Origin of the sequence: Rhizobium sp. 42MFCr.1, assembly GCF_000377185.1 — a bacterium.
GTDB lineage: Bacteria > Pseudomonadota > Alphaproteobacteria > Rhizobiales > Rhizobiaceae > Rhizobium > Rhizobium altiplani.
Window position 1 is genome coordinate 60,353 of the sequence record NZ_KB897841.1, and the last position, 21,763, is coordinate 82,115.

The following is a 21,763-nucleotide window of genomic DNA, read 5'->3' on the forward strand; positions in this document are numbered from 1 at the left end:
CGAACGGCCCTCAGGGGCCGTTCACGAGCTGCAGGACGAGGCGGCGAATATTGCCGCCCTCGCTCATCTCCGCCTTGTCGAAATCGCGGCCCTGCTGTCGCTGTCGCGCCGAGAGTTCGCCGAGCCGCTTGGTGAGTTCGACCCGGATCTTGCGGCAATCCGGGTCATTGTCGGCGGAAAAGCCGACGCTCATCGCCTCGATGTCCCGGACCATCTGCTCGATATAGTCCCCGTGCACCCGCTCATGCGTTTCGATGCCGGCAATGAAGGTCGCCCAGCTTGCCTGGGTGGCAGCGCGAAGCTTGCCGGTCGGCTTCGGCAGCGTGTAGGTGATGATCAGCTTCGGCCGCGCCACGGCAAGCACGCAGGCATCGCCCCGGCGCTCGTATTTTCTGGTCCAGGTCAGCTTGAAAGTCGTGTGCGCCACCACCCGACCGCCGGCAAGCTCGGGACCGTGCTCGCCGATGGAATCGTACAAGGCTGCGCCGGAACTGCCCGTCACCGCGTAGGTCCGCACCTCTTCGATCGGCTGCCATTCCGCCTTCGCCGCAACCGGCTGAAGGACGCACGCCATCAGCAACCAACGAACCAATCCTGCCTTCACGCGAATCCCCCGGACAATCCTGCTCCGACCCTAGTCGGCAGGCGTCTCGCATTCAACCGGCGATCCGGATGCGGCACTAGGCACGCTTTGTCGGGATCGCCCCCTAAAGGTCTGTCATAAAACCCAAAAAAAGCCTGAATATTCGAGAGTGATCACGCTATCGAATGGATCGCGTGTCGCTAATCGAAATCCTCTGGCAACGATTTCACCGTATGATGCACCATTCGAACAAGATGTAAGACGCCTGCCTGTGGGGGCAGTTCATAGATTGGGGTCTGCTGTGACAATCTATCTGCCTATCGCAGAATTGTCGGTGAACATCTTCATCATTCTCGGCATGGGAGCAGCCGTCGGCTTTCTCTCCGGAATGTTCGGTGTCGGCGGCGGCTTCCTGATCACGCCGCTCCTGATCTTCTACAACATCCCGCCGGTCGTTGCCGTCGCCACCGGCGCCAATCAGGTCGTGGCCTCCTCCATATCCGGCGCCATCACGCATTTTCGGCGTGGATCGCTCGACCTGAAGCTCGGAACCGTACTGCTGATTGGGGGTCTCACCGGTGCGACAATCGGCATCTGGATCTTCTCGCTGCTCAGGCGGATCGGTCAGCTCGATCTCATCATCTCCTTGCTTTACGTCGTCTTTCTCGGCACGGTCGGTGGACTGATGCTGGTCGAGAGCGTCAGTGCCATGCGCCGTGCGGCGAAGAACGTGCCGCCGACACCACGGCGCCCCGGTCATCACCATTGGGTGCACAAGCTGCCGCTGAAGATGCGGTTCAAGAAGTCGAAGATCTTCCTCAGTGTGATCCCGGTCGTCGCGCTCGGCTTCGGCATCGGCATCCTGACATCGGTCATGGGCGTCGGCGGCGGCTTCATCATGGTGCCGGCGATGATCTATCTCCTGCGCATTCCGACCAACGTGGTCGTCGGCACGTCGCTGTTCCAGATCATCTTCGTGACCGCCTACACGACGGTCGTGCAGGCGGCGACGAACTTCTCGGTCGACATCGTGCTCGCCTTTTTCCTAATGATTGCCGGCGTGATCGGCGCGCAGTATGGCGTGCGTGTCGGACAGAAGCTGCGCGGCGAGCAGCTTCGCGCGCTTCTCGGACTGCTGGTGCTTGCCGTCGGCCTTCGTCTTGCCGTTGCGCTCGTCGTAACCCCAGCGGACGTCTACTCCGTCGTCATGGGAGCGAATTGATGCGCCGCTTCCTCGCTGCTCTTCTATCTATCGTTCTCTTGCTGCCCACCGCAGCAATGGCGCAGATGCTGCTCCCGGGCCAGGCCGCGCAGAGCAAGACCGAAGGGCTGGAGATCGGCACCTCCACCAGCGAAATCGCCATCACTTCGGATTTTCGGGGCGCGGACCTGACGATCTTTGGAGCCGTGACCAACACTGACAGTCTTCTGTTGGCAATCGGCCAATATGACGTGGTCGTCGTTCTCGAGGGGCCGCGAGAAAACGCGACCGTGCGCCGGAAGGAGCGCGTGTTCGGCGTCTGGATGAATACGCGATCGATGACCTTCGAGGCGGTGCCGCACTCCTATTCGATGTCGAGTTCGCGCATGCTTGACGACATCACCACGCCGCTCGACCTCACCGATAGGGGGATCGGCATCGACCACATCCCGCTGACGCCGGTCGGCTTCGTCGGCAACGCCAGCAATCTCGGCGAATTCCGGCAGGCCTTTCGCCGACTGCAGGAAAACGGCGGCCTCTACGATCGCGACCCGAGCGGCGTGCGTTTCGTCAGTTCCAGCCTTTTCAAAGCCAGCCTGCGGTTGCCGGCAAACATTCCGAACGGCGTGCATACCGTGCGAGCCTATCTCTTCAAGAGCGGCAATTTCATCACTGAGAAGTCGGTGCCGTTGCGTGTCATCAAGACGGGCATCGAGCAGATGATTACCGACGCGGCTCACTCGCAGCCGATTGCCTACGGCCTGGTTTCTGTCTTCCTGGCGCTCATTACCGGCTGGGGTGCCAGCGTGGTGTTCCGCAAGGATTGATCAGGCGGATTTCGTCTTGCGGGCGACGACGCTGAGATAGGCTTCGGTGAGGCGCGCGAGGACGGACGGCGTACGGGCAGGCAGCTTCTTGCCGAGATGCTTGGCGCGCAGCTCGTCCATGAATTCCTCCCAGAGTTCGGTGCCCCCCTCCTCCAGAAGCTCCGCCCGAATGGAGAGTTCCTCGGTAACCGGAAGATTCCTGCGACCCCACGCACCCATGTGCGCGAAGATGGGCACGAGTTGGATCGCCATTTCGGTCAGGCTATAGATTGCCTTCTGCTTGTGCGTCGGATCATCCTCACGCGTCAGCAATCCCCTGTCGACTAGGCGGCGGAGGCGGTCGGCCAGAATGTTCGAGGCAATTTTCTCCTGCGAATTCTGCAGCAGTTCGCGAAAATGGCGCCGATTGCCGAACATGATGTCGCGGATGACGATGAGGCTCCAGCGATCGCCGAGGACCTCGAGCGTCAGATTGATCGGGCAGCCGGAGCGATGAGCGTCGTCCATTAGCACCTCCAAAAACTGCTTGCATTTTGCCATCAGTCAACCAAGCGTTCAACCAGTTACGAGTTGCAACCAGTTTCGAGGAGGACGAAGGGATGAGAAAGCTTATCGTTTGGAATCCGATGACGCTTGACGGCTATTTCGAAGGGACGAAGCCGTGGGATATCGATTTTCACACTCTTGTCTGGGGTCCCGAACTGCAACAGTACTCCGAGCCTCTTGGCGAAGAGGGCGACCTGCTCGTCTTCGCCGCAAGACATATGAGGGCATGGCCGCCTATTGGCCGACCGCCACGGACGAGGAAGGCGAGAAGATCAAGACCTATATGAACGGCATTGCCAAGATAGCCGTATCGAGGTCGATGCCGACGGCCGACTGGAACCACCCGCGTCGTGAGTGAACCCGTCTCGGAACTCAAGAAGCTGAAGGCCGAAACCGGCAAGTCGATCTTCATTTTCGGCAGCGCCGAACTGGCGGATTCGCTCCTGAAGGAAGGCCTGGTGGATGAGATCCGCATGTGCCTTGTGCCTGTCATCCTCGGCGGCGGCAACCCACATTTCAAACCGGGAGACTGGCAGCTTCCGCTGAGGCTACTGGACAGCACGACGACGAAGAACGGCGCAGTGATCCTTCGCTACGAGCCGGTCCAAGCATGAGCGTCAATGGCTGCGGCCCTGCCGCAGCCACAGCGGGATTGGATCAAGCATTCGGCAGCCCGCCCCGTCGCTCAAGCGCAGTCTTGCGGATGGTCTCTGCGATCTCGGGGCTGCTGCTCGACAGCATCTGGAACTCCACCGCATAGAGCGACAGCAGCGACACCTCAGTTGCGGCACTGACAGTTGCTGATCGCGGCTCGCCCGTGATCAGCGCCATCTCGCCGAAAAAGCTTCCGCTGCCAAGTTCCACCGCATGATCGGGGGTTGCCACGCTGACCCGCCCCTCGACGATGAAGAACATCTGATCGCCAATATCACCCTTGCGACAGATCACGCTACCGGCAGGGACGACGCGCGGTCGCAGCGCCCGCACGATCTCGACGAGTGCGGCAGCGCCGAGCTTCTGGAATAGAGGTACGGCGGCGACCAGTTGCCAGTTGCGAACAAAGTCCTGACGGCGAACCTCTTCGTAGAAACCGGTGGCGAGGATACCGGCCCAAAGCGCAAAAATGCCGATACCGCTCATCATCACCAGGCCAGCCAGTATCCGCCCTCCGAGGCTCTGCGGGATCTCGTCGCCGTAGCCGGTCGTCGACAACGTCACGACGGCCCACCACATCGCCTGCGGGATGCTGCCGAACTTGTCTGGCTGGACGTCGCGCTCGATGACATAACCGGCCAGCGCGGCACCAAAGAGAACGATGCCGAAGACCGACGTGACGCCAAGCAGATTGCGCGATTCGTTCGCAACCACCTTTGCCATCAGCCTGAAGAAGCTCGAGTCCCGCAGCGGCTTGAGAAGCCAAATGGCGCAATACAGGCTCCGATCGCGGGATCCAACGAACAGGAATGCAACGACCGGAACCAGAACGGCAAGCAAATCGATCACAAGGGCCGTCACCCCGCTCGACGGGCGTTGTCGACGTGAGAGCAACGTCCCAACCAATTGGAGCACATAGACCACCCAAATTGCCGCAAGCAGCAACTCAAAGGCCAATTGCTCTTCCGCGGCGAGATTGGGCGTCGTCAGCGCAGCAACGATCAGGAGACCAATTGCGGCGAACAGCGCGTTGATCGGCGTCGAAATCTTCGAGAAAGGCACTGCCGACATCAGACACTCCCAACCGCGCCCGGCATTCTTCGACAATAAATGCCTTTGGGCCACGCGCAAAGTACACTTGAACCAACGCTCGTGCGGCCTCCCAGGGCCAGGCAGTTTGGCAAGGGAAGCGGGCCTGACGGCCAAACTGTTCTTCGAGCGGCGAGGTTTCGTCGTTTTAACGCAGCAAAGCGTCGAAAAGCGCAGGCGGGCGCTGACAAAATTCCGGATTGGAAAAGCTGCTCTCCTAAGCGGCACTGCCGCCATTTGCAGGTGGCAACTCGCATTCCGCTAAAAACCGCTCGTTAATATTTACGAGTTAGTAATCTCTCGGAAACGAGAGGTTCTTGTAATGCGTATCCGTGCCCTCCCCGCTCTCGTGCTTCTGGCACTTGTTGCCGGCTGTGCGACCGCTCCCAAACAGACCCGAAACATCTGCGCGGTCTTCGAGCAGCGCGACGGGATGTTCACGAGCTGGCAGCGCGCGGCGGAAAAGACGGAGCGCAAGTATGGCGTTCCGGTTCCGATCCTGATGGCGACCATGTATACCGAGTCCGGCTTCCAGCCCTATGCGCGACCACCGCGCACCAAGCTGTTCGGCTTCATTCCGTGGACGCGACCTTCGACGGCTTACGGCTATTCGCAAGCGCTCGACGGCACCTGGGATCACTACCAATCCGCCACCGGCAGCTGGGCCGCGCGCCGCACCAACTTCGCCGATGCGATCGACTTCATCGGCTGGTACCACGCGCAAAACAGCCAGGTGACCGGCATTCCCCTGAACGATGCCTACAACCTCTATCTCGCCTACTATTCCGGCCCGAAGGGTTACGTGCGCGGCGACTGGCGCTCGAATGCACAGCTGCAGAAGACGGCGCAGCGGTTCAACAACATGGCAGTGACCTATCAACGGCAATTGCAGGAGTGCAATTAAGGCCTTCACTGGGAACGTCCAATAGAAACACTATACAACACGAACCAAACAAAATTGGGTCGATCTTCGTACATCTGCAGTATTGTTTGACAATACATTCGGGACCATGGGATTCTTTCCGAAATAGAATCAGGAGAATAGATGGCCGAGCGCTACTTATACGATTACAACTCGCACCGGGCGGTCATGTATGAGGTTGGCGACTATCTGTATGCGCTTTCTGGCAACAAAGCGGAACACTGGATCTCCGGCGACTACATCTTCAACACGAAGACGCAGGCGATTGCCTTCTGGATTCTGGGAAACGATGTGTACGGCCATCTCGGCCGTGGTGAGCTCACTCGCCAGCCGCTCTACTATTTCGGCGAATAGCGCGACGGCGGTTTGCACGCCTGTCGCCTATCGCGCGCTTAACCCACCAGGTTGCCAAACCTGACTGAGTAGATCCGGTCACGCCCAAGGAGGTGGGCGATGAGCGCAGTGTGATCGAACAGGCCCTTCATCGCCTTGTGGCGAAGGTCGAGGCCGCCGGTCAAGACGCCGAAGGCCGGCATCAGCAGGCGGGCGCCGTCGGTGGCAAAGCACGGCCGGCGGACGGATTTTTCGCGGCGGCGGACGGTTGCGGCCGGATGCAGGTGCCCGGCGATCTCGCCCTGCTGCAGCCCGCCTCTCGGCTCGTGGCGGAAGGTCAGACCGCCGTAATGCATCTCATCGACGGAAGCACCCGGCAGATCGACAGTGCCGTCAGGATCATGATTGCCGTTGATCCAGATCCATTCGCGGCCGCGCGCCATTTCCGCAATCAGGCTGCGGAACGACTCGGGCAGATGCGCCGAGCCGACGCGGTCGTGGAAATTGTCGCCGAGCGAGACCACCAGCTTCGGGTCGTAGCGGGTGATGACGGCCGAAAGCACAGTCAGCGTCGCCAGCGTATCGTAGGGCGGCAGCATCATGCCGCGACGGGCGAAGGCCGCACCCTTTTCGAGATGCAGGTCGGACACGACGAGAATGCCGGCATCGGGCATGTAGAGCGCGCCGAGCGGATCGCAGACGGCGGCAACGCCGTGGACCGAAGTCTCGACGCCCGGTCGCGCGGCCAGTCCGTTCAGTTCACGCGCAAGCGCCAGGCGGTTCATCACTCGGGTCAGTCCTTGGTCTCGGAAGCTCCTTTTCGGGTCGCTCCCTATCTCCGTATCGGGCATTCCGGATGGTAAGCCGGCGCAAACCTATCCGGGACTTATTCTAAGCCAGCGCCTCGGCGATCAGGTCGTCGGCGGCTTCCGCCAGCACGGCATCATGCGCCTCGCCATGCACTGGCTCCTTGCCGATCTCCAGCATGACGGGGACCGCCAGCGGCGAGATGTGGTCGAGCGCGCGATGCGTGATATGGCCCTTGATTCGCCTCAGCATATCGCCAAGCCGGGAAATATCCAAAAGCCCGCTTGCCGCATCCTGCCGCGTCGCCTGCAGCAGAATGTGATCCGGCTCGTGGGTTCTCAGCACATCATAGATCAGATCGGCCGAGACCGTGACCTGGCGCCCGGTCTTTTCCTTGCCCGGGTGACGGCGCTCGATCAAACCTGCAACCACGGCACAATTGCGGAAGGTTCGCTTCAAAAGGAAAGATTCGTCGAGCCAGCTTTCGAGATCGTCGCCCAGCATGTCCTCGTCGAAGAGATCGGCAAGACTGAGCCGGCCGTTGCGGATCATCAGCCCCATGTCCTCGAAGCCCCAGATGCCGAGCGAATAATCCGTCGCGACGAAGCCGAGAGGCTTGGCGCCGGCTCGCTCGAGGCGCCGGGTCAGCAGCATGCCGAGCGTCTGGTGCGCCAGTCGTCCCTCGAAGGGGTAGATCACCATGTAGCAGCGGCTTCCGCGCGGAAAGGTCTCGATCAAGAGCTCGTCGCGCTTCGGCAGCATCGACTTTTCCTGCTGGATCGCCAGCCAGTCGCGCACCTGGTCCGGCAGGCGGCGCCAGCGGTCGGGATCTGCTATCATCGAGCGCACCTGGTCCGCCAGATAGGTGGAAAGAGGAAACTTGCCGCCGGCATAGGATGGGATCTTCGGATCCATCGAGAAGGCCTGCGAGGCAACAGCCTCGTTCTCGCGGATGCCCTCGAAACGTAGCACCTTGCCGGCGAAGATGAAGGTGTCGCCGGGCGAAAGCTGCTCGAGGAAGTATTCCTCGACCTTGCCCAGCGTCGCACCGCCGCGGCCGATCCTGCCGCCTTCGCCGCGCTTGACCATGCGCAGGTTGAGCATCGGGCTTTCAACGATGGTGCCGAGGTTCAGCCGGTATTGCTGGGCGACCTGGGGATTTGAGACGCGCCAGCGTCCTTCCTTGGTCTTGCGGATCCGGGCATAGCGCTCATAGGTGCGCAGCGCATAGCCGCCCGTCGCGACGAAATCAACGACGCGCTCGAAGGTCTCCCACGAGAGATCGGCGTATGGCGAGGCGCTCAATATCTCGTCGAAGAGTTCCAGCATATCGAAAGGTTCGGCGCAGGCCATGCCGAGCACATGCTGCGCCAGAGCATCAAGCGCGCCCTTCCCGACCGGCGGCGTGTCCTGCGCGCCGATATAGTTCGCGTCGAGTGCTGCCTGGCATTCCATCACCTCGAAGCGGTTGGCGGGCACGAGGATCGCCTTCGACGGCTCGTCCATGCGGTGGTTGGCGCGGCCGATGCGCTGGGCAAGCCGCGAGGCTCCCTTTGGCGCGCCGACATGGACGACAAGATCGACATCGCCCCAGTCGATGCCGAGGTCGAGCGTCGAGGTGGCGACAACCGCCCGCAGCCGGTTTGCCGCCATCGCGGCCTCCACCTTGCGGCGCTGGCCGACATCGAGCGAGCCGTGATGCAGCGCGATCGGCAGGTTTTCCTCGTTCACCGTCCAGAGTTCCTGGAACAGCATCTCGGCCTGCGACCTGGTATTGACGAAGAGCAGCGTCGTGCGGTGGTCGAGGAGCTGCTTGTAGACGTCGGGGATCGCGTATTTCGCCGAATGGCCCGACCAGGGAATGTGCTCCTCGGTCGACAGGATCGAAATGTCGGGCTTGGCGCCGCCTTCGACGATGACCAATCCGGCGTGGTGATCCTCGCCTTCCCGCTGCGCGACTAGCCATTTCTGCAGGTCCATCGGGTCGGAGACGGTAGCCGAAAGGCCGATCGTCTGCAGGGCGGGTGCCAGCCGGCGCAGGCGGGCAAGGCCGAGCGAAAGCATGTGGCCCCGCTTCGAGGTGACGAGCGAATGCAGTTCGTCGAAAACGACGTATTTGAGGTCCTTGAAAAAGCGCTCTGCCTCGCGGCTGGCGAGCAGCAAGGCCACTTGCTCGGGGGTGGTCAGCAGAATGTCGGGCGGGCTCAATCTCTGGCGCTGGCGCTTGGCAACGGGCGTGTCGCCGGTGCGGTTTTCGACCGTCACCGGCAGGACCATTTCCTCCACTGGCTTCATCAGGTTTCTCTCGATGTCGACGGCAAGCGCCTTCAGTGGCGAGATGTAAAGCGTGTGGATACCGGTGAAGGCGGAGCCCGGGAGGATCTTGCCGCGACGCGTCAGGTCGGTCAGCGATGGCAGAAAGCCGGCGAGCGTCTTGCCGGCGCCGGTTGGCGCGATCAGCAGCGTGCTGTCACCAGCCTCGGCGCGGGCCAGCAATTCCAGCTGATGGGCGCGTGGACGCCATCCCTTGTCCGCGAACCAGCGGGTGAAAGGCTGAGGCAGGACAACGCGGGCTTCGGAATCGATCTGGTCCACGGCCCTAAAGGTAGTGCAGCGGCTGCAGAAATAGAATGGCAGACCTTGTAACTACAGGAAGCGATGCGGGTGGAAGGGCTTCGGATCGGCAAACGTGTCGTTGCCGGCCATCTGCTCGGCCAGCAGCCGGCCACTTGCCGGGCCGAGCGTCAGGCCGTGATGGGCGTGGCCGAAATTGAACCAAACGCCGCGATGGCGCGGCGCCGGTCCGATCACCGGGCGCATGTCGGGCAGGCAGGGACGCAGGCCGAGCCAGGGCGTGGCCTCCACTGGCTCACCGAGCGGGAAGAGCGCGCGGGCCTGAGCCTCGTCGCGGCGGAGCTGGATGGTATTCGGCGGCGCATCGGGCGCAGCAAATTCGATGCCCGTCGTCAACCGGATACCGCGCGCCATCGGCGCCAGCACGTAGCCGGCTTCCTCGTCGACGACGGAGTGGCCGAGCGGCTGGCCTTCGCGCTGCGCATAATGCCGGTGGTAGCCGCGCTTGACCGCCAGCGGCAAGGAATAGCCGAGCTTGCGGAAGATCAGGCCGGATTGCGGGCCGAGGGCAACGACGACCTCGCCGGCTTCGATGATCTCGCCTTCGGCTGTCGTGATCGACCAGCCGTTCTTCTCCTCGCGAAGAGCGGAGGCGTCAGCTCGGACGACCGTGCCGCCGGCTGCCGTGAAGAGGTTGGCATAGGCTGCCGTCAGCGCCTGTGGATCGGTTACGGTCTTCGGGTCGAGCCAGTGGACGGCGCCGGCGATGCTTCCACCGCGCGCGGCGAAGGCAGGCTCCATCGCCAGAAACTCGCTGGCATCGAGAATACGGATCGCCAGACCATGGGCGGACAGGCCCTCGGCTTCCGCACGGGCAGCCTCGAAACGGCGCGGGTTCTTGTAGAACGACATCCAGCCGCGCTCGCGGATGAGGTCGGAGGCGCCGGCGCGGCCAATCAGCTTGTCGTGTTCGGTGACACTGGCTTCGATCAATGGCAGCAGCGCCCGTGTCGCCTTTTCCAGATTGGTCGGCGAGGAATGCCACCAGTAGCGCGCCAGCCATTTCGCGATGCGCGGCAGGTAGGCCGGATCGTAACGGACATCCGATGAATTGTTCAGCGCATACTTGGCAATCGCGCCGAGCTGTCGTGGGAAGGCGTAGGGAACGACGGAGGAACGCTCGATCAGTCCGGCATTGCCGTAGCTGGTGCCGCCGCCCGGTTCGCCGCGGTCGGCAAGCACGACGGAGCGGCCGCGATCCTGCAAATGAATGGCCGCACTGACGCCGACAATGCCGGCACCGAGGACGAGGATATCTGTTTTCATAGGATGGACTTGATCAGAAGGCGCGGAGGCTTTTGGCCTCCGCGCGATTGGATCGGCAAGCGATCAGTAGATGTCGAAGGGGAAGTACTTCTTGGTGATTTCCTTGTACTTCCCGTTCGCAACGAGCGCGTCGATCGCCTTGTTGAAGCGCTCCTTCAGCTCGGTCTCGCCCTGGCGGATGCCGATGCCGGCCTGCGTTTCCGTACCGGGGACGTCGCCGAGCAACTTGCAGCAATCCTTGCCTGCCTTGTTCAGCCAGTCGACCACCACGAACTTGTCGGAGATCAGGGCGTCCATACGACCGTTCTGCAAGTCGGCGACGGCTTCATCCTGCGTCGGATACATCTTCGCTTCGGCGCCGCCCTTGGCGTAGACGTCGTTCAGGTAGTCGGCCTGCGTGGTCGAAGCCTGGGCGCCAACGGTCTTGCCCTTCATGTCATCGACCGAAACGCCCTTGAGCGGGCTGTCCTTCGGCACGGCAACCGCAAGCGGCGTCGTGTAGTATTTGTTCGTGAAGTCGATCTGCTTCTTGCGTTCCTCGGTGATGCTCATCGACGCGATGATGGCGTCATATTTCTTGGCCAGGAGCCCGGGGATGATGCCATCCCAATCCTGCGCTACGATCGTGCACTTGGCCTTCATCTCGTCGCAGAGCGCATTGGCCATGTCGACGTCGAGGCCCTTCAGGCTGCCGTCGGATTCGACATAGTTGAATGGAGGATAGGCACCTTCCGTTGCGATGCGGATCGTGTCCTCGGCGGATGCGAGGTGCGTCGCCGCAAGCAAGGCAGCGGCCGCCAGGAAAATCGTCTTTCTCATTGCTGTTCCCTTATTGGAATTGTTTTTGCCCAACGGGGCCGACTTTAGCGAATCCGTCCCGCTTCACAACCCCGGACGACCAAAATGCGCACGTCTATCCGATCCTTCGCATATAGCCGCTTGACAGGTGCAATAATCATAGATATTTTTTATCCACGAATTGAGGATGGTCTGATGAAACTGGGTGATGGAGTCGAGCAGGCGATACACAGCGTTTCCATGCTGGCCGGCCTTTCCGAAGGCGGGGTGCTCTCGGCCGCGGCACTCGCAGAGTTCCATGGCGTTTCGACGAGCTATCTTCTGAAGCATCTGCAGGCGCTTTCCGGCGCAGGTATCGTGAGCACGGTTCCGGGGCCGAAGGGCGGATACAAGTTGGCGAAGCCGACAGAGGAGATCAGCCTTCTCGACATCGTCCTTGCTGTCGAAGGGCCGGAGCCGGCTTTCCGCTGCGGCGAGATCCGCCAGCGCGGGCCGAACCAGCTTCCAGGGCGCTATTTCACCAAACCGTGCCAGATCAGCGCGGCGATGCTGAGGGCCGAGCGCGTCTACCGCGCCGAACTCGCCAAGACCAGCATCGCCGACATCCTGGTGCAGCTCGCTGCTGATGACGACGGCGGGATCGCCGCCCGCGGCTGCGCCTTCCTTGAGATCAATGAACGCAGAGCGGCTCGCTGAGCCGCAGAACCCTAAAAGGAGAATGAACCATGCAAGCACGTTTCAACTTCGCCAAGGCCGCGCCGGACGCTTACAAGGCGGTCGCCGCCCTCGAGCAGTATGTTCAGGAATCGGGCCTTGAACGCCGCTTCATCCATCTGATCAAGCTGCGCGCCTCGCAGATCAACGGCTGCGCCTATTGCGTCGACATGCACGTGAAGGAATCCCGGCATGACGGGCTTAGCGAACAGTGGATCAACCTGATGTGCGTCTGGCGGGAATCGCCGATCTATGACGCCAAGGAACGCGCCCTTCTCGGCTGGGTCGATGCCGTGACCCGTATCGCCGAAACCGGCGCACCGGACGCCGATTTCGAAGCCCTGAAGGCCCACTTCACGGAAGAAGAGATCACCAAGATCACGGTCGCGATCGGCACGATCAATGTCTGGAACCGGCTGGCAGTCGGCTTCCGCTCGCAGCACCCGATCGACAAGCCGGCACGGGCTGCCTAAAGCGCGATGTAGCGATCGGCGCGGTGGTTGACGGCCACGAAGAGGTTCAGCACCACCGCGCCTAGAACGGAATAGAAAACCACCGGTGGCGTGGTGACAAAGAAGGCTGCGGCCAGCACGCAAAGGTCGATCGCCATCTGCACGAGGCCGGCGCGGATGCCGAAACGCTCCTGCATATAGACGCCCAGGATGCCGACCCCACCGAGGCTGGCGCGGTGGCGATAGAGCGCCAGAAGGCCGAAACCCAGCAGCAGACCGCCGAGAAGAGCCGCCCAGGCCGGATGGATGGCGGAAATGTCCATGACCTTCGGCTGCAGGCTGGTCATGAGCGATGTCAGGCCGATCGCGATAAATGTCTTGACCGTGAAGGCCATGCCGAGCCGCGTCCACGAAAGATAAAAGAAAGGCAGGTTGAGCAGGAAGAAGGCGAGACCGAAGTTCACGCCGAAGGCGTAGTGGAGCAGAAACGCGACGCCGGCGGTGCTGCCGGTCAGAAGGCCGGCGCTGGCCAGAACATAAAGCCCGAGCGCCGCAATAAGGCTGCCGGAGAAAATCCCCTGGACGTCTTCGACCGGCGTATGGCGAGTGGCGCTGGTATTCCAGAAACCGAGGGCATTGAAGAGCTGTGCCATTGTCGTTGATCCCCAAACGGCAGACATGTTCATATGCGCCAGGGCGAGACCCGAGCGTGACGAAATGTAGGTGATGAATGGTCCCGGGTGCCTCGAAAATCCTGAAAGAACCCTACCGAATTAGCCAGGATTATCAGGCGTTTTCGCAGTGCAATCAAGCGAAATACGTAAGCAATGCTGACCTATTATTCACTTCGCAAGAATCGTTCCGCTATCCCGCCTTGCGCGTAAGGAACAGGATACCTGAAATGATGTTTGAGCCATCTTTGCGAATGGGCGTCTTGCTGACGGCGATGACCTCGAGACCGTGGCGGGCGCAGAGCGCGCGTATATAGCTTTCGGAATGGGCGTAGCGCAGCGACGGCGCGAGATGAAAGCCATCGCCCTCACCCGCGTCCTCGAGCGAAAATGCGAAATCGGCGCCCGGCAAGACAAGCGCTGAAACCGCCTCGAACACACTCTCGAGATTGCCGAGATACATCAACACATCCGCGGCAGTGACGAGGTCGGAACGATGCGTCGCTCCCTCGACAAAGAGGCCCGTCGCTTCCGGAGCCAGCGACAGATCGGCTTGCGCCAAGTGATCGTAGATATGCTTCTCGGCAGCCTTGGCGAGCATGTTCTGCGACAGATCGAATCCCTCGAGGCGCGCAACGCGATCACGGATCTCCGGTCCGAGTAAGCCGGTGCCGCAGCCGAGGTCCACGGCCAACGCATAGTTCCTGCCGGTCGTCGCGACGAGCGCCGCAAGCTTGGCGGGAACGCTGTAATCGAGCTTCTCCACCAGTGACGTCTCGAAGCGATCGGCATAGTCGTCGAACAATCGCTCGACATAGCTGCTCGGCGGCTGGTCCGGCATCTCGAAGTCGCCAAGCAAAGCGAGCTTGAGCTCGGCTCCGAAAATATCGTCCGGACTGACCTCCAAAGTGCGCCGGTAGGCGTCGATCGCGCCTGACTTATCGCCGGCCTTTTCGCGGTAGCCGGCCAGCCGATACCAGCCGGCCGCCCAGCCCGGCACGAGTTCCAACGCCTGCTCCATCAATTCGGCGGCGGCGTCCGGTTCGCCGCTTTCGTCGAGCATCTTGGCGTAGTCGGCGCGGCGATCGGCGATCACGTCGCCTGAAGTGAGCTGGTTGGGCTGCATGGTGAAGACCTATTGGGATAGGCCCGCATTTGGCTGCGGTCACAAAAAAACTCAAGTCCTATTTCAGAGGCGGAGACGCCAGACCTGAAAAAGGCTTGCGAGCGGCGTTCCGCGCCCGTATTTCAGGGACAAACAGGAGATGGCGCATGTCCGATCAGGTGAACAAGTTTCTCGGCGATTCCCTCGGCCGCACATTGGTCAAGCTTTTGGTCGTATCGCTGATCGTCGGCTTCATCATGGCCGTGTTCGGCTGGGCGCCGCTGGATTTCGTCTACGGCTTCCGCAATTTCGTTCTGGAAGTCTGGCATCGCGGCTTTGCCGCTTTGGGACGCGTCGGCGATTATTTGTTGCTTGGTGCGACCGTCGTGATCCCGGTCTTCGTCCTCATCCGTCTCTTCAGCTATCGGCGCTAATATGACCTCTCTAATCCTCTCGCGGCGTGGGCTACTACACATATCCGGCCTCGTGCTGGTCGCCGGTGTTGCAAGCTGCACGACCGCGCCCAAGTTCGCTTCCACGCCTTCTGATGGCGAAGACGAAACGGCGGACGCTCTACCGCTAGTCAATCAGTTGCGCGCCAAGAACGGATTGCCGCCGCTTTCGGCGGATCCTGCTGCCAAGGATGCCGCGATGTTCCAGGCCAAGCGCATGGCATCGGCAGGCAAGATGAAGCACGTGATGGGGATCGGCGACGGCTTCGGCCCGCGCGTCAAGGCAAGCGGCGTACAGATGCCGGCCGCCGAAAACATCGCGGCCGGCCAACAGTCGGTGCCGGCCGTTGTGACCGCCTGGATCAACTCTCCGCACCATCTGGAGAACATGCTCGGTCGTTACAATGGTCTCGGCGTTGCGGTAGCACGCAATTCTGCTTCCAAAAGCGTGCCCTATTGGGCAATGGTGCTTTCCGGCTGAGGCGATTCTGCCTCCTTCCTCAGAGGCAGACATGGATACGCACGGTCACGAGAACAGGCTGGCATTCGACGTGACGCACCGACTGGTGCTGTCGATTGCAATTCCGATGACGCTCGGCTTCATGACGACGCCGCTCCTTGGCCTCGTCGACACCGGCGTCGTCGGCCACATGGGTCAGCCGGATGCGCTGGCAGGGCTTGCGATCGGCGCCATGCTCTTCGACCTTATCCTCGGCAGCTTCAACTTCCTGCGCGCCTCCACGACCGGACTGACGGCGCAGGCCTTCGGAAGGCACGACCGGCACGCCCAGCAGGGCGTCTTCTGGCGAGCGCTGATCTCCGCGCTCGGCTGCGGCATAGCGCTTCTCTGTCTTTCGCCACTGCTACTCGCAGCCGGGCTGAAGCTGATGGGACCGGAGAGCGCCGTTGCGGCCGCCACCAGCACCTATTTCTCCATCCGCATCCTTGCCGGCCCGGCAGCGCTTGCCAATTACGCGATCCTCGGCTTCGTGCTCGGCCGCGGCCAGGGCACCGTTGGCCTGTTGCTGCAGACGATCATCAACGGCATCAACATCATACTGGCGATCTATCTCGGCCTCTGGCTTGACTGGGGCGTGGCGGGCGTCGCCTGGGGTACGATGGTCGGCGAGACAGCCGGTGCGGTCGTCGGCTTGCTGATTGTCCTTCGCGGCTTCGATCGCGCGCATCGGCCGACACGCACGGAGATCTTCTCCCGGCATCGCCTCGCCGAGCTTTTCGCGCTGAACCGCGACATCCTGATCCGCACCTTCGTGCTGCTCGCCGCTTTCACTCTGATGACGCGGATCGGGACGAGCTTCGGAGCGGTCACGCTGGCCGCCAACGCCGTGCTGATGAACTTCTTCCTGCTCTCCGGATATTATCTCGACGGACTGGCCAACGCGGCAGAGCAGATCACCGGACGGGCGATCGGCGCGCGATACCGGCCGGCCTTCGAGCGTGGCCTGAAGCTGACGGCGCTCTGGTCCTTCGGGCTTGCCGGCCTCATTTCCGTGTTCTTCCTGCTGGCCGGTCCATGGTTGATTTCGGTGCTAACCACCTCGCCGGAGGTGAAACAGGCGGCCAAAACCTACCTGCCCTGGGCCGCCGTCACCGGACTTACGGGGGCGCTGGCCTTCCTGATGGACGGTGTCTTCATCGGCGCCACCTGGTCGACCGACATGCGCAACCGGATGCTCATGTCGTTTGCCGGCTATCTCATAGCGCTGGCCGTTTTCGTGCCGCTGTTCGGCAATCATGGCCTATGGCTGGCGATGAACGGCTTCCTGCTGTTTCGCGGTGTCTTCCTGGCGATGCTCGTGCGGCCGCGGGCGGATCAGACGTTCCGTCCTGCCCAGTAGTCCGTTCTCGTATCCCTGAGGTCGCGGATGGATCTGACCTGCTCGCGATCGAGCAGCTTCGACAGGCCGCGAACGATCGTACCCGGGAGGCCCGGCCCCTCATAAACCATGCAGGAATAGAGCTGCACGAGATCGGCACCGGCCTTGATCTTCTCGAGCGCGGTTTCGGCGGACGAGACGCCGCCGACGCCGATGATCGGCAGGCCTGGGCCGACGCGTTTGCGCATTTTGGCGAGAACGGCGGTCGATTTGTCGAACAGCGGCTTGCCGGAAAGCCCGCCGGTCTCCTTCGCCTGACGCTGGTCCCTGAGGCCCTCGCGGGAAAGCGTGGTGTTCGAAACAATCAGGCCGTCCAGGGCATGCGACAGCGCTTCGGCGGCGATATCGTCCAGCCCCTCTTCCGTCAGATCAGGCGCGATCTTCAGGAAGACGGGGATCTTTCTGCCTGCCTTTTCGGCTTCGGCATCGCGGGCAGCAAGCACTGCCGACAAGAGCGCGGCGAGGCTTTCGCGCGCCTGCAAATCGCGCAGGCCCGGCGTGTTCGGTGATGAGATATTGGCGGTGAAATAGCGAGCGACCGAATAGAACCGGCGGATGCCGAGAACATAGTCGACAATGCGGTCCTCGCTGTCCTTGTTGGCGCCGATGTTGACGCCGATCATGCCGTTGCCGCGAATGACCGACAGGCGTGCGAAGGCGGCATCGTGGCCTTCGTTGTTGAAGCCGAGGCGATTGATGACGCCTTCATCCTCGACCAGCCGGAAGATGCGTGGGCGCGGGTTGCCGGGCTGCGGCTTCGGCGTCACGGTGCCGATCTCGGTGAAAGCGAAGCCGATCTTCAGCAACGCTTCCGGAACCTCGGCGTTCTTGTCGTAGCCGGCCGCCATGCCGATCGGATTGACGAAATCGAGCCCGGCAACGCTCTGCCGCAGGCGCGGATCGGGGGCGATCCGGCAGGCCGGCACGGCGCCTGCCTTCAGTGCGGCAATCGACATGCCATGAGCGGTTTCGGGGTCGAAGAGGAAGAGACCCTTGCGGGCGGCGTGCTTGAAAAGCTCGATCATGGCGCAAGATCCGGAAAGACGTGCTGGCCGGCGACATCGAGCGGCAGCGGCGCCTCCCATAACACGGCCGACATCGGCAATTCCGCATAGAGGTGTGGAAAGAGAGCGCCGCCGCGCGAGGGTTCGAAGACGAGTTCGTCGCCGAACTTGCTGCTATCGACGGCAACGAGCAGAAGCCCCGCCTGGCCGGCGAAGTGAAGCGCCGCCGTCTGCCTGACCTGGGCGGCTGTCGAGAAGTGGATGTAGCCGTCCGTAAGGTCGATCGGCGCGCCACGAAAAACGCCGGCTGCCCTCGCCTCCTGCCAGAGCGTTTCCGTCACGATCTTGTAAAGCGTGGATGTCAGGGTCATGATAACCTCAGAATGGCTGGTCTTTCCCGGGCTTTGCCGCAAAGCGGCGGCGATGTCCACGCCTCGCCGCGAAAAATGCGGTGGCCACCGAGATTTCCGGAGGAAACCATGAGAAATATCGCAATCGGCCTTTTCGCGCTTCTCCTGCCGCTCGGCGTTCATGCCGCTGAAACCGACGCATTGCGCTTTCAATTGGAGCGTAGCGGCGACCACTTCGTGCGGCTCGACAAGCAGACCGGCGCCATGTCGCTTTGCGAGGAGAAGGACGGCGCGCTCGTCTGCAGGATGGCCGCCGATGAGCGGGCGGCCTATGAGCAGGAACTCGACCGGCTTTCGGCCCGCGTCACGGCGCTGGAGAACAAAAGCATCGTCAACAAGGCGCTTCCCTCCGACGAGGAGATCAACCGTTCGATCGGCATCATGGAGCGCTGGATGCGGAGCTTCATGGGGATAGTCAAGGAATTCCGAAGCGAGGAGGAGCGCAACGCCCTTCCGCAAAAGACATGATTTGATATAGTCACCTCCGAATGGAGGCATGTATCGTGCGGAGGCACGAGGCATGTCTCGGCGATCGAGCTCTTGGGAGGGAGCTATCGATGCAGGAACAGACAATCATCATTGCCGACGACCACCCGCTTTTCCGGGATGCGCTGCGCCAGGCAGTGATTGGTATGGAAGGCCATCCCGAGATCGTCGAGGCCGGCGATTTTGCCGCAGCGCGCATGGCGGCTGGAGCACATCCCGAAGCGGACCTGATGCTGCTCGATCTATCGATGCCTGGTGTCAGCGGCTTTTCCGGCCTGATGGCGCTTCGCTCCGAATTCGCCGGGCTGCCGATCGTCATCATTTCCGCGACGGATGACGCCACGACGATCCGTCGCGCGCTCGAACTCGGCGCATCCGGCTTCATCTCCAAATCCTCCGGGATCGACGACATTCGCCGCGGTATCCAGACGGTCCTTGCCGGCGATATCGCGACCCCCGAGACTTATCGGGACGGGCAGGAACAGGATCCTGACGTCGCCGACCTGATCCACCGGCTGCACACGCTGACACCGCAGCAGAGCCGTGTGCTGACGATGCTGGCGGAAGGTCTTCTCAACAAGCAGATCGCCTATGAGCTCGGCGTTTCCGAGGCGACGATCAAGGCGCATGTCTCGGCGATCCTGCTCAAGCTCGATGTCGACAGCCGTACGCAGGCGGTGATCCAGCTCGGCAAGATCAACATGGCCATGGTCGCCTGAGGCGAGACAGGATTTTATTCCTTTCTTCTATTTACTCCCGCTGGGCTTGCGGTTAATATTTCGTCGTTGAACGATGGCGCAGGCGCGCAGGAATCAGGCGACATGCTGTCACACGAGCAGATTTGGGGGGCGATCGACAGGCTTGCCGAACGGCATGACCTGACGCCTTCAGGTCTTGCCCGGCGCGCGGGGCTCGATCCAACCTCCTTCAACAAGTCCAAGCGGCTCTCCGCCGATGGGCGGTTGCGCTGGCCGTCGACGGAATCGATCGCCAAGGTGCTGGATGCAACGGGCGCCAGCATGGAGCAGTTCCTGACGTTCATGCGGCCGGCAGGGAGCTTTTCCAGTCTTCCGGAAGGCGGCTTCCCGCGGCAGGGCAGCTCGATTCCGCTGCTCGGCTTTGCGCAGGCCGGTGCCGGCGGCTTCTTCGATGATGGCGGCTTTCCGGCTGGGCAAGGCTGGGACGTTGTGGAGTTCCCGGCCGCACCCTCGCAGAAGGCAGGCGTCTATGCGCTCGAAGTCCAGGGCGAGAGCATGATGCCGCTCTACCGCGACGGCGACGTCTTGATCGTCGAGCCTGGCGCGCAGGTTCGACGCAATGATCGCGTCGTCGTCAAGACGCGCGAAGGCGAAGTGATGGCGAAGGTACTGTTGCGCCAGAGCCCGCGATCGATCGAATTGATGTCGCTCAACCCGGAGCATCCCAACCGAACAATTGAACTTTCCGACGTGGATTGGATCGCCCGCATCATCTGGGCCAGCCAGTAGGAAGATATTCCATGCGTCCTGCGGCAATTCTGACCGCTGTTGCAGGGATCGGAATTGTTGCCGACCTGATTGCGGCCGGCGGACAGCGGCTTAGCTCGGCCATTGATCCGGCGGAAACGGCAGCGCCGATGGAAGCGCAAGTGCCGCCCCCCGCTCCGACGGCTCAACCGACCTCAAATCCCGAAGCCAGCATGAATGCGCGGCGTGTCGACGAGGCCAGCCAGTTCTACCCTGCGGTCATCGACGGCAAGCCACTCGAGCGCATCGCGCCCGTTGTGTCGGAGCAACCGGCAAACCCTGCCAAAGACAGAGGCGTGAACCTTGTTCGCCCGATCGCGGAAAGCGCCGGTGTCCTGGCGTTTGGCGACCGTCGCCTGCAGCTTGCCGGCATCGACCCCACGCCGGCGGACAAGACATGCATCGACAGCGGGGGCCGTGAGTGGCCATGCGGGATGCTGGCAAAGACCAATCTGCGGCTGCTGCTGCGCCTCAGGGCCGTCCGCTGCGATCTCGACAGTGCGGAATGGACCGGTACCGTCACGGCCGCCTGCAGGATCGGCACGCAGGACATTTCACAGTGGCTCGTCGAAAACGGCTGGGCAGAGGCGGCGAAGGGATCTGCGCTCGCCGAGGCCGGCGAGAAGGCAAAACAGGCGGGCAAAGGCATCCATGGCAACGACCCTCGCAGCCTCGCAGAAACCAGCGGTCCTGAGGATCTGCCTTCCGATCTGCCGCCCGACGGCTTGTAATGTCGCTGGGCAACTCCTAGACTCTGGCCTCACTTCGAAGGGATCATCGAGACATGAACAAGCCGCTTTCCGCCCATGACGCCTTGATCTACGTGATGGTGATGGCATCCGCCGTCGACAGCACGATGAACGATCGCGAGATGGAGCGCATCGGCCAACTGATCGGATTCCTGCCGGTCTTCCGTGATTTCGACGACGAAAAGCTGATTTCCATCGCACGCGATTGCGCGGGACTGCTGGCTGGTCCCGAAGGGCTCGACATCGTGCTCGAAACCGTCAAGGACACGCTGCCGTCGCGCCTCTACGACACGGCCTATGCGCTCGCGGTCGAAATTGCTTCCGCCGATCTCTCGGTGAAGGCGGAAGAGCTGCGCCTTCTCAGCCTGCTTCGCGACCGCCTCGGCCTCGATAAGCTCACTTGCGCCGCCATCGAGCGCAGCGCGATCGCGCGCTTTCGCAAGGGCTAGGTGTGTGGTCCCGGAATGAGATGGTGCGGATTGATTTTGAAGATTGACGGGTCCCTTGTCCAGGCGTTGCAGATTGCTTGATAGGGCGTTCGCCATCGGAGCGCCTTGAGGTGTTTGGCGAAGTTGTAAGCAGTGACGAAGGCCAAGACATGGGCCTTGAGACTTTCCAGGTCGTCATAATGGTAGACCTTGACGGTGGCGTCCTTGA

25 protein-coding genes and 2 pseudogenes are annotated in these 21,763 nt (G+C 61.9%); 15 read left to right on the top strand and 12 right to left on the bottom strand.

Annotated elements, in window-relative coordinates; genetic code table 11:
- Nucleotides 1-10: 10 nt before the first annotated feature.
- Nucleotides 11-574 (bottom strand): DUF922 domain-containing Zn-dependent protease, encoded by a 564-nt coding sequence (locus C934_RS0121015; RefSeq protein ID WP_018858588.1) that lies wholly within the window; start codon nucleotides 572-574, stop codon nucleotides 11-13.
- A 310-nt stretch (nucleotides 575-884) separates the two neighbouring features.
- Here C934_RS0121015 and C934_RS0121020 point away from each other — a divergent pair, with 310 nt between their 5' ends.
- Both C934_RS0121020 and C934_RS0121025 read left to right on the top strand, forming a co-directional pair.
- The gene (locus C934_RS0121020; RefSeq protein WP_018858589.1) at nucleotides 885-1,805 is read left to right on the top strand and encodes a sulfite exporter TauE/SafE family protein; all 921 of its coding nucleotides are present in this window, start codon (nucleotides 885-887) and stop codon (nucleotides 1,803-1,805) included.
- Nucleotides 1,805-2,611, top strand: a complete 807-nt coding sequence (locus C934_RS0121025; protein ID WP_018858590.1) for a TIGR02186 family protein — start codon at nucleotides 1,805-1,807, stop codon at nucleotides 2,609-2,611. The genes C934_RS0121020 and C934_RS0121025 overlap by 1 nt, the downstream gene beginning before the upstream one ends.
- Here C934_RS0121025 and C934_RS0121030 read toward each other — a convergent pair whose 3' ends face one another.
- Entirely contained in the window at nucleotides 2,612-3,118 is a 507-nt protein-coding gene (locus tag C934_RS0121030; protein ID WP_018858591.1) for a winged helix-turn-helix transcriptional regulator, read from the bottom strand. It abuts the gene before it with no gap.
- A 92-nt stretch (nucleotides 3,119-3,210) separates the two neighbouring features.
- Here C934_RS0121030 and C934_RS32285 point away from each other — a divergent pair.
- Nucleotides 3,211-3,771: pseudogene (locus C934_RS32285) on the top strand (dihydrofolate reductase family protein).
- 43 nt (nucleotides 3,772-3,814) lie between these two features.
- On the opposite strand, the gene C934_RS0121040 reads toward C934_RS32285, so the two are convergent.
- The gene (locus C934_RS0121040) at nucleotides 3,815-4,882 is read right to left on the bottom strand and encodes a cyclic nucleotide-gated ion channel (RefSeq protein ID WP_018858593.1); all 1,068 of its coding nucleotides are present in this window, start codon (nucleotides 4,880-4,882) and stop codon (nucleotides 3,815-3,817) included.
- A gap of 340 nt (nucleotides 4,883-5,222) precedes the next feature.
- Here C934_RS0121040 and C934_RS0121045 point away from each other — a divergent pair, with 340 nt between their 5' ends.
- Nucleotides 5,223-5,804, top strand: coding sequence for a transglycosylase SLT domain-containing protein (locus C934_RS0121045; RefSeq protein ID WP_018858594.1), 582 nt, complete (start codon nucleotides 5,223-5,225; stop codon nucleotides 5,802-5,804).
- Nucleotides 5,805-5,945: 141 nt separating this feature from the next.
- A complete protein-coding gene (locus tag C934_RS0121050) occupies nucleotides 5,946-6,176 on the top strand; it encodes a hypothetical protein (protein ID WP_018858595.1) in 231 nt (76 codons plus the stop codon).
- A gap of 38 nt (nucleotides 6,177-6,214) precedes the next feature.
- On the opposite strand, the gene pdeM is transcribed toward C934_RS0121050, so the two are convergent.
- The 4 genes from pdeM to C934_RS0121070 all read right to left on the bottom strand — a co-directional run bounded on the left by pdeM (nucleotide 6,215) and on the right by C934_RS0121070 (nucleotide 11,681).
- Nucleotides 6,215-6,940, bottom strand: coding sequence for a ligase-associated DNA damage response endonuclease PdeM (gene pdeM, locus C934_RS0121055; RefSeq protein ID WP_018858596.1), 726 nt, complete (start codon nucleotides 6,938-6,940; stop codon nucleotides 6,215-6,217).
- A gap of 106 nt (nucleotides 6,941-7,046) precedes the next feature.
- The gene (locus C934_RS0121060) at nucleotides 7,047-9,557 is read right to left on the bottom strand and encodes a ligase-associated DNA damage response DEXH box helicase (RefSeq protein ID WP_018858597.1); all 2,511 of its coding nucleotides are present in this window, start codon (nucleotides 9,555-9,557) and stop codon (nucleotides 7,047-7,049) included.
- A 51-nt stretch (nucleotides 9,558-9,608) separates the two neighbouring features.
- The gene (locus C934_RS0121065) at nucleotides 9,609-10,862 is read right to left on the bottom strand and encodes an NAD(P)/FAD-dependent oxidoreductase (RefSeq protein WP_018858598.1); all 1,254 of its coding nucleotides are present in this window, start codon (nucleotides 10,860-10,862) and stop codon (nucleotides 9,609-9,611) included.
- Between the two features lie 63 nt (nucleotides 10,863-10,925).
- Nucleotides 10,926-11,681: an ABC transporter substrate-binding protein gene (locus C934_RS0121070; RefSeq protein WP_018858599.1), complete on the bottom strand. Its 756-nt coding sequence runs from the start codon at nucleotides 11,679-11,681 to the stop codon at nucleotides 10,926-10,928.
- 174 nt (nucleotides 11,682-11,855) lie between these two features.
- Here C934_RS0121070 and C934_RS0121075 point away from each other — a divergent pair, with 174 nt between their 5' ends.
- Nucleotides 11,856-12,356, top strand: coding sequence for an RrF2 family transcriptional regulator (locus C934_RS0121075; protein WP_018858600.1), 501 nt, complete (start codon nucleotides 11,856-11,858; stop codon nucleotides 12,354-12,356).
- A 29-nt stretch (nucleotides 12,357-12,385) separates the two neighbouring features.
- A complete protein-coding gene (locus C934_RS0121080; protein ID WP_018858601.1) occupies nucleotides 12,386-12,847 on the top strand; it encodes a carboxymuconolactone decarboxylase family protein in 462 nt (153 codons plus the stop codon).
- Here the strand turns inward: C934_RS0121080 and C934_RS0121085 are convergent.
- A complete protein-coding gene (locus tag C934_RS0121085; RefSeq protein ID WP_018858602.1) occupies nucleotides 12,844-13,479 on the bottom strand; it encodes a YitT family protein in 636 nt (211 codons plus the stop codon). The genes C934_RS0121080 and C934_RS0121085 overlap by 4 nt on opposite strands.
- Before the next feature lie 211 nt (nucleotides 13,480-13,690).
- Nucleotides 13,691-14,623, bottom strand: a complete 933-nt coding sequence (locus C934_RS0121090; protein WP_018858603.1) for a methyltransferase — start codon at nucleotides 14,621-14,623, stop codon at nucleotides 13,691-13,693.
- Between the two features lie 146 nt (nucleotides 14,624-14,769).
- Between C934_RS0121090 and C934_RS0121095 the strand changes: the two genes are divergently transcribed.
- From C934_RS0121095 to C934_RS0121105, 3 genes are read left to right on the top strand one after another with little or no spacing between them, the layout of a single operon-like run.
- A complete protein-coding gene (locus C934_RS0121095; protein ID WP_018858604.1) occupies nucleotides 14,770-15,036 on the top strand; it encodes a DUF6460 domain-containing protein in 267 nt (88 codons plus the stop codon).
- Between the two features lies 1 nt (nucleotide 15,037).
- Nucleotides 15,038-15,535: a CAP domain-containing protein gene (locus C934_RS0121100; RefSeq protein WP_026371973.1), complete on the top strand. Its 498-nt coding sequence runs from the start codon at nucleotides 15,038-15,040 to the stop codon at nucleotides 15,533-15,535.
- 31 nt (nucleotides 15,536-15,566) lie between these two features.
- Nucleotides 15,567-16,913 carry an MATE family efflux transporter gene (locus tag C934_RS0121105; RefSeq protein WP_018858606.1) on the top strand — a complete coding sequence of 449 codons (1,347 nt, stop codon included), beginning with the start codon at nucleotides 15,567-15,569 and terminating at the stop codon, nucleotides 16,911-16,913.
- On the opposite strand, the gene C934_RS0121110 is transcribed toward C934_RS0121105, so the two are convergent.
- Both C934_RS0121110 and C934_RS0121115 read right to left on the bottom strand, forming a co-directional pair.
- Nucleotides 16,889-17,977 (bottom strand): quinone-dependent dihydroorotate dehydrogenase, encoded by a 1,089-nt coding sequence (locus C934_RS0121110; RefSeq protein WP_018858607.1) that lies wholly within the window; start codon nucleotides 17,975-17,977, stop codon nucleotides 16,889-16,891. The two genes, C934_RS0121105 and C934_RS0121110, sit on opposite strands and share 25 nt — an antisense overlap.
- Nucleotides 17,974-18,327 (bottom strand): DUF952 domain-containing protein, encoded by a 354-nt coding sequence (locus tag C934_RS0121115; RefSeq protein WP_198011829.1) that lies wholly within the window; start codon nucleotides 18,325-18,327, stop codon nucleotides 17,974-17,976. The genes C934_RS0121110 and C934_RS0121115 overlap by 4 nt, the downstream gene beginning before the upstream one ends.
- Before the next feature lie 108 nt (nucleotides 18,328-18,435).
- Between C934_RS0121115 and C934_RS0121120 the strand changes: the two genes are divergently transcribed.
- The 5 genes from C934_RS0121120 to C934_RS0121140 all read left to right on the top strand — a co-directional run bounded on the left by C934_RS0121120 (nucleotide 18,436) and on the right by C934_RS0121140 (nucleotide 21,555).
- Nucleotides 18,436-18,834 carry a hypothetical protein gene (locus C934_RS0121120; protein ID WP_018858609.1) on the top strand — a complete coding sequence of 133 codons (399 nt, stop codon included), beginning with the start codon at nucleotides 18,436-18,438 and terminating at the stop codon, nucleotides 18,832-18,834.
- Between the two features lie 89 nt (nucleotides 18,835-18,923).
- Nucleotides 18,924-19,571, top strand: coding sequence for a response regulator (locus C934_RS0121125; protein WP_018858610.1), 648 nt, complete (start codon nucleotides 18,924-18,926; stop codon nucleotides 19,569-19,571).
- A gap of 102 nt (nucleotides 19,572-19,673) precedes the next feature.
- Nucleotides 19,674-20,339, top strand: coding sequence for a S24 family peptidase (locus C934_RS0121130; RefSeq protein WP_018858611.1), 666 nt, complete (start codon nucleotides 19,674-19,676; stop codon nucleotides 20,337-20,339).
- A gap of 11 nt (nucleotides 20,340-20,350) precedes the next feature.
- Complete coding sequence (locus C934_RS0121135; protein ID WP_018858612.1) at nucleotides 20,351-21,088, top strand: thermonuclease family protein; 738 nt, start codon at nucleotides 20,351-20,353, stop codon at nucleotides 21,086-21,088.
- Nucleotides 21,089-21,141: 53 nt separating this feature from the next.
- Nucleotides 21,142-21,555, top strand: a complete 414-nt coding sequence (locus tag C934_RS0121140) for a tellurite resistance TerB family protein (protein ID WP_018858613.1) — start codon at nucleotides 21,142-21,144, stop codon at nucleotides 21,553-21,555.
- Here C934_RS0121140 and C934_RS0121145 read toward each other — a convergent pair.
- Nucleotides 21,552-21,763: pseudogene (locus tag C934_RS0121145) on the bottom strand (IS481 family transposase); the annotation flags it as partial. The gene C934_RS0121140 and the pseudogene C934_RS0121145 overlap by 4 nt on opposite strands.